This is a genomic window from Mesorhizobium sp. M7A.F.Ca.MR.148.00.0.0 (assembly GCF_003997735.1).
Taxonomy (GTDB): domain Bacteria; phylum Pseudomonadota; class Alphaproteobacteria; order Rhizobiales; family Rhizobiaceae; genus Mesorhizobium.
On record NZ_RZTB01000067.1, the window covers coordinates 1 to 6,623 of the forward strand.

The 6,623-nt window shown below is 63.3% G+C and carries 5 protein-coding genes and 1 pseudogene (1 of these 6 running past the window's edge); all 6 read left to right on the forward strand.

All coding sequences use genetic code 11. From position 1 onward, the window contains the following. The first annotated feature begins 563 nt into the window (after window positions 1-563). Window positions 564-1,595 (forward strand): substrate-binding domain-containing protein, encoded by a 1,032-nt coding sequence (locus EOB49_RS21825; RefSeq protein WP_127332198.1) that lies wholly within the window; start codon window positions 564-566, stop codon window positions 1,593-1,595. A 96-nt stretch (window positions 1,596-1,691) separates the two neighbouring features. Then, on the forward strand, window positions 1,692-3,227 hold the full coding sequence (locus EOB49_RS21830; RefSeq protein WP_127382206.1) for a sugar ABC transporter ATP-binding protein: 1,536 nt from the start codon (window positions 1,692-1,694) through the stop codon (window positions 3,225-3,227). A 76-nt stretch (window positions 3,228-3,303) separates the two neighbouring features. Next, window positions 3,304-4,227: an ABC transporter permease gene (locus EOB49_RS21835; protein ID WP_236383556.1), complete on the forward strand. Its 924-nt coding sequence runs from the start codon at window positions 3,304-3,306 to the stop codon at window positions 4,225-4,227. Between the two features lie 25 nt (window positions 4,228-4,252). Continuing rightward, window positions 4,253-5,233 carry a sugar-binding transcriptional regulator gene (locus tag EOB49_RS21840; RefSeq protein ID WP_127321031.1) on the forward strand — a complete coding sequence of 327 codons (981 nt, stop codon included), beginning with the start codon at window positions 4,253-4,255 and terminating at the stop codon, window positions 5,231-5,233. Then, entirely contained in the window at window positions 5,230-6,225 is a 996-nt protein-coding gene (locus EOB49_RS21845; protein WP_127382207.1) for an aldo/keto reductase, read from the forward strand. The genes EOB49_RS21840 and EOB49_RS21845 overlap by 4 nt, the downstream gene beginning before the upstream one ends. Before the next feature lie 21 nt (window positions 6,226-6,246). Next, a pseudogene (locus EOB49_RS21850) lies at window positions 6,247-6,623 on the forward strand (glycerol-3-phosphate dehydrogenase/oxidase); it runs 1,337 nt beyond the window's last position.

Genomic DNA, 6,623 nt, shown 5'->3' on the forward strand with positions numbered 1-6,623 from the left:
GACAGAAAACTCAAATCCTCTCCCCAACCAAACTTCGGTAAGCAAACGGCCCGCCTGGAACAATGCCCGCCGGCCGTTCGCATTCGGGGGACAGCCGAAGGTTCTCGGAATACTCCGGGTGGTCAAGGCTGCTGTAAGCCAACGCAGCAGCAGACTTCTTGGCCAAGCGACATGGAGAGCGTCACGCCGCGCCCGGAGCAGATGCTATCAAAGACAAGATCTGGGCTTCACGTGATAAGACGGCCGGCGGGAGGGCACCGCGCGAACTCCTGGGTGCCGATACTCCAACCGCACTCCCCGGTTCGCGGCCAAAAAGGCCGGAAAGGCCTTGCCTGGCCCACCTTGGCGGCCTGCGACCAGCTTCGTCGACCGGAGCGTAGACTCCCCGGAAGTAGGTTGTGAAATATATTTCAACATGTGAATTATATTGACAGCGTCCGCCGAGGCTGTAATGTCCCGATCGTCGGCTTTCGGAGGAAGGTCGGCATCATCAAATCCATACGGCAGCGCTCGCTGAGCGCCTGCGACGGTCATTGAGGATGGCTTCGGCCAAGGGAGGAAACTTGCGCAAATTTCTGAGCACGCTCGCAATCGCGGCGGCTGCATCGACCTGCTTTGGGTCGATGCAGGTACGCGCCGAAACCCCAAACCCGTTCAAATGCGAGCCGGGTGAAAAATATGTCATGAACGTCATGGTCTCGGGCGTCGAATACTGGTTCCCGGTCTATGAAATGTTCAAGCAGGCCGGCCAGCAGTTCGGCTGCGAGACCGCCTATACGGGTACGCCGGAATACGACGTCAACAAGCAGATCGCGACCTTCGACCAGGCACTGGCGCAGAAGCCGGCCGGTATACTGGTGCACCCGATGAACTCCGATCCGTTCATCGAGCCGATCAACCGCGCCATCGAACAGGGCACCGCGGTGGTGACCTTCGCCGCCGACTCGCCGAATTCCAAGCGCGTCTCCTACATCACTTCCGACAACAATGCCGAAGGCACCTATGCCGCCGACGCCGTTGCCAAGGCGATGGACGGCAAGGGCGAATATGCGGTGCTGGAGAATCCCGGCCAGGACAACCACGACAAGCGCGTCAACGCGTTCGTTGCCCGCATGGAAGTCAAATGGCCTGACATGAAGCTCGTCGGCCGCGCCGCTTCGAACCAGGATCCGACCAAGGCCTATCAGGCGGTTCTGAGCCTGGCGCAGGCGCATCCTAATCTTGGCGCCGTGTTCATGCCGGAGGCCAACTCGGCCATCGGCGCTGCCCAGGCCGCCAAGGAAGGCGGTGGCAAGATCCGCGTCATGCTCGCCGACGTTAATGCCAAGATCCTCGACATGATCAAGGCCGGCGAGATCTTCGGATCGGTCAATCCAAACCAGGGCATGCAGGGCTATATGGGCTTCATGCTGTTGTGGATGGCAAAGCATCCCGGCCTGATCGATCCGATGAACGACGCCAAGCGTTCGGGTTTCAACCCGATGAGCGTGCCCTTCGTCGACAATGGCTTTTCCATCGTCTCTAAGGACAATGCGGACGACTTCTACTGGGACAAGTACCTCAAGCGTCGCGGCACCAAGGGCATCGAGGAATAGTCTCGATCTCGCCGCCCGGCCTCGGCATGGCCGGATTAACCGGGAAGGAGGCTTCGGCCTCCTTCCTCCCCCGCAGGTTCATCGCAGGAGCACGGCGTGACCCAGGCGCCCATTCTTGAAATCAGTGGCCTGTCCAAGGCATTCGGCCCGGTCAAGGCGCTGAGCGACGTACGGTTCGAGCTGCGGCGCGGCGAAATCCATGCACTGTGCGGAGAGAACGGCGCCGGCAAGTCGACGCTGATGAACATGATCGCCGGTGTATTGCAGCCCGACGAGGGCGACATCCTGATCGATGGTGAGCGTGTTTCGATCCACTCGCCTGCGGCCGCCCAACGCCTCGGCATTGCGCTTGTTCACCAGGAAATCGCGCTCTGTCAGGACGCGACGGTTGCCGAAAACATCTACATGGCCGCGATCAACAGCCGGCGCGCGCCGCTGATGAATTTCCAAAAACTCTACGCCGACGCCCAGAAGGTCATGGACCTGCTCGCGCCCATTCCGGTGCGTACCAGGGTTGCCGACCTCTCCATTTCCAACCAGCAGCTTGTCGAGATCGCCAAGGCGCTGACGCTCGACTGCAAGGTGCTGATGCTCGATGAGCCGACCGCGGCGCTGACCGAAAGCGAAGCGCAGCGCCTGTTCTCGATCGTGCGCGGGCTCAAGGAGCGGGGCATTTCGGTGGTCTATATCAGCCACCGCATGGCCGAGATATTCTCGCTGTGCGACCGCGTCACCGTCTTCCGCGACGGCCGCTACGTGGCGACCGATCCGATCGCAACCGTCTCACCGGACGATGTCGTACGCAAGATGGTCGGCCGCGAAATCACCCAGCTCTATCCCGACAAGCTGGCGCCGCAGGAGCCCGGGCGCCTGCTTCTCTCGGTCGAGGGGCTTTCCGATAACCGCCGCTTCGCCGACGTCGATCTGCAGCTTCGTGCCGGCGAAATTCTGGGCATAGGCGGCCTGATCGGCGCCGGCCGCAGCGAGATCGCGCAAACGGTCTGTGGTCTGAGGCCAAGGGCGTCTGGAACCGTCGCGCTCGACGGAAAGCAGCTCCGGCTGCGCGGCTATGGCGATGCGGTCAAGGCGGGGCTGGTCTATCTTTCCGAGGACAGGAAAGGCTCCGGCGTGTTCCTCGATCTGCCGATCGCGGCGAACATCTCCGCGCTCGACCTCGCCAGGCTGACCGGGCGCCTCGGCCTGCTTGACCGCAAGGCCGAGGATCGTCAGGCGAAGGAGCTGACCGGCAGGCTCGGCGTGCGCATGGCCGGCATCGATGCCGCCGTCTCGACGCTGAGCGGTGGCAACCAGCAGAAGGTTGCCATCGCCAGGCAGCTGTCCGTCAGTCCCAAAGTCATCATCATGGACGAGCCGACGCGCGGGATCGATGTCGGCGCCAAGGTCGAGATCCACCGGCTGCTGCGCCAGCTTGCCGGCAGCGGTGTCGGCGTCATCGTGATCTCGTCGGAACTGCCGGAGCTGATTGGCTTGTGCGACCGCGTTGTCGTGGTGCGCGAAGGCAGGATCGCCGGCGAACTCACCGCCAGCGAGCTCGGCGAGGAAGCCATCATCATGCTCGCCTCGGGCGTTCAAGACAGTTCAAATCAAAGGCAGGCCCAGAATGTCGCCTAGGGAATCAGGAGAAGCGCTCGTGCACGCCGAGATCAAGGCCGCCGGGCGGCGCATCAATTTCGCTCAGCTCGCCTCGATGCGCGAGGCCGGGCTGATCGTCATCATCCTGGCGCTGTGCATCGCCATGAGCTTCGCCTCGCCGCACTTCCTGACATGGGGCAATTTCCGCGCCATGCTGATGAGCTTTTCCATCGAAGGCATCGTCGTCGTCGGAATGACGATCCTGCTCATCGTCGGCGGCATCGATCTTTCCGTCGGCTCGGTCGTGTGTTTCTCGATGGTGGTCTCGGGTGCGCTGTTCCTTGCCGGCCTCGATCCCTGGACGGCAAGCCTGATCGGCATCGGCGTCAGCGCGCTGATCGGCGCGGCGATGGGCTTCTTCGTGACCGTGATCGGCCTCAATCATTTCATCACGTCGCTGGCGGCCATGGTCATCGTGCGCGGCATGTGCCTGGTGGTCACCAAGGGCACGCCGCTGTCGCTGTTCACCCTGCCGCCGGCTTTCAAGGCCATCGGCCAGGGCAGTTTCAACAACATCCCCTATGTCATCCTGATCTTCATCGTCGTGGTGGCCATCTTCGACTTCCTGCTGCGTCGCGCCACGGCCTTCCGCAAGGTTTTCTACACCGGCTCCAACGAGAAGGCCGCGCAGTTCTCCGGCATCAGGACCAATCAGGTGAAGTTCTGGGTCACGGTGCTGTGCTCGACGCTGGCCGGACTGGCCGGTGTCATCTACATGGCGCGCTTCGGCGCGGCGACACCGACCTTCGGCGCCGGCATGGAACTCAACATCATCGCCGCGGCCGTCATCGGCGGCGCCTCGCTCAATGGTGGCTCGGGCACCATCTTCGGAGCGATCCTCGGCATGGCGTTGCTGTCGGTGGTGACGAGCTCGCTTATCCTGCTCGATGTCTCGGTCTATTGGCAGGACATGATCAAGGGATGCATCCTGCTCGCAGCCGTATCGATCGATCACTTCCTGCATCGCAAGAAGTCCTGAACTCTAAAGGCACCGCAGCAAGACCATGGCCCCTCCCAACACCCGCGACGACATCGCCGCTGTTCGTCAAATGCACCAGGCGCTTGTCCTGCATTACGTCGAAGGCAAGACCCAGGCCGAGATCGCCGGGGAACTCGGCATCTCGCACGCCACCGTCAACCGGCTGATCAAGCGCGGTCACCAGCTCGGCCTCGTCGAGATCAAGATCAAGTCACCGATCGACCATCTGGTCGACCTGGAAGCACGGCTGGTTGCGCTGGGCGGCATCGAGCGGGCGATGGTGGTGCCGTCGGTCTCCGAGAATCCGCACACGGCCCTGCAGCGGGTCGGCGAGGCGGCGGCTGGGCTGCTGCTCGACACCATCAAGGACGGCGACACGATCTCGATCACCGGCGGCAAGGGCGTCAGCGCGCTGGTCGCCGGTCTCAAGCCGGGGCGCCGATACGACGTCGAGATCATTCCCGCAACCGGCCTGGTGCAGGGCAAGCACTACACCGACGTCAACCACGTCGCCTCGCTGATGGCCGACAAGCTCGGCGGCCGCGCCTATCAGATCCATGCGCCGCTGTTTGCCGACACCGTGCAGCAGCGCGAAATGCTGATGGGCATCAGCTCCGTCGCCGACGTGTTTCGCAAGGCGCGCGAGGCGGATGTCGCGGTGGTGGGTGTCGGCTCCATCCTGACCGACGATTCCAGCTACTACGACCTGCATCCGTCCTCGAATGCCGATCGCCAGGCGATCGAGAAGTCCGGGGCGACAGGCGAGCTGCTCGCTCATCTCATCGACCGCCAGGGCAAGCTTTGCAACTACTCGCTCAACCGTTCGCTGGTCTCGTTGACGCTTGACGAGTTCGCGACCATCCCGCGCTCGATCGGCATTGCAAGCGGCCCCAGCAAGGTCGCGCCGATCCTCGCCGCCCTGCGCGGCAACCATCTCGACACCATCGTCACGGACGAGGCCACGGGGCTCCAGATCCTCGAGCTGGCCGAACAGGAGGTAGCATGAATTCTCGACAGATCCAGCGGCAGATCGGCAAGTCCGGCATATCGGCGTCGGCCGTAGGCCTGGGCACCTGGGCGATTGGCGGGTGGATGTGGGGCGGCACCGACGAGAAGGAGTCGGTCAGGGCGATCGAAGCCTCGATCGATGCCGGCCTCAGCCTGATCGACACAGCGCCGGCCTACGGTCTTGGCCGCAGCGAGGCGATCGTCGGCACCGCCATCAAGGGCAAGCGCGACAAAGTGGTGATCGCGACCAAATGCGGGCTGAACTGGCATTCGGGCAAGGGCGGCCATTTCTTCGATCAGGACGGCAAGCCTGTGCATCGCTATCTCGGCGCCGACGGCATCGCCTATGAGGTCGAGCAGAGCCTGCGCCGTCTGGGCACCGACTACATCGACCTCTATATCACCCATTGGCAGGACCCGACGACGCCGATCGCCGAGACGATGGCGGTATTGGAAAAGCTCAAGGCAGCCGGCAAGATCCGCGCCATTGGCGCCAGCAACATCAGCGCCGAGGATCTTGGCCATTATATCGACGCCGGCCAGCTCGATGCGATCCAGGAGCGCTATTCGATGATCGACCGCGACCTCGAGAGCAGCCTGCTGCCGATCACCCGCCGCCATGACATTGCCACCCTCAGCTACTCGTCGCTGGCGCTGGGCCTGCTCACCGGCACGGTCGACCCAGAGCGCACATTCGGCGGCGACGACCAGCGCAAGGACAACCCACGCTTTTCCACGGCCAACCGGCAGAAAGTCGCAAAGCTGAAAGAGGCCATCGCCCCGATCGCCGAAAGCCACCAGGCGTCGACGGCGCAGATCGTCATCGCCTGGACGCTCGCCCAGCCGGGCATCACCTTCGCGCTGTGCGGCGCGCGCAATCCCGAACAGGCGCTCGACAATGCACGGGCCGGCGAGATCACGCTTGCGGCAAGCGAGCTAACGGCAATCGACGCCGCGGCAGCCGCGCATCTCACCGCGATGGATGCCTGAGCAAAAAAGGCAACAGCCCCGATGAACCGAAGCCATACGTTAGCCGGTCTGCGCGACCGGCCTGATATCGCCGTGCTCGTCATCGGTGGCGGCATCAACGGCATTAGCGTCTTTCGCGAACTGGCCCTGCAAGGCGTCGATGTCGCGCTGGCGGAGAAGGGCGACTATTGCAGCGGCGCCAGCGCCGCCCTGTCGCGCATGGTGCATGGCGGCCTGCGCTACCTCGAAAACGGCGAGTTCAAACTGGTGCGCGAATCGCTGCTCGAACGCGACCGGCTGCTGAGGAATGCCCCGCACTATGTGGCTCCGCTGCCGACGACGGTGCCGATCTTCGACATTTTCTCCGGTCTCGCCAACGGTGCGGTGCGTTTCCTGGGGTTGACGCGGCGGCCGAGCCG

Bases quoted from the DNA above. Each gene is read 5' to 3' on its own strand.
- EOB49_RS21835 (WP_236383556.1), top strand. From the start codon at position 3,304: ATGCGCGAGGCCGGGCTGATCGTCATCATCCTGGCGCTGTGCATCGCC.
- EOB49_RS21840 (WP_127321031.1), top strand. From the start codon at position 4,253: ATGGCCCCTCCCAACACCCGCGACGACATCGCCGCTGTTCGTCAAATG.
- EOB49_RS21845 (WP_127382207.1), top strand. From the start codon at position 5,230: ATGAATTCTCGACAGATCCAGCGGCAGATCGGCAAGTCCGGCATATCG.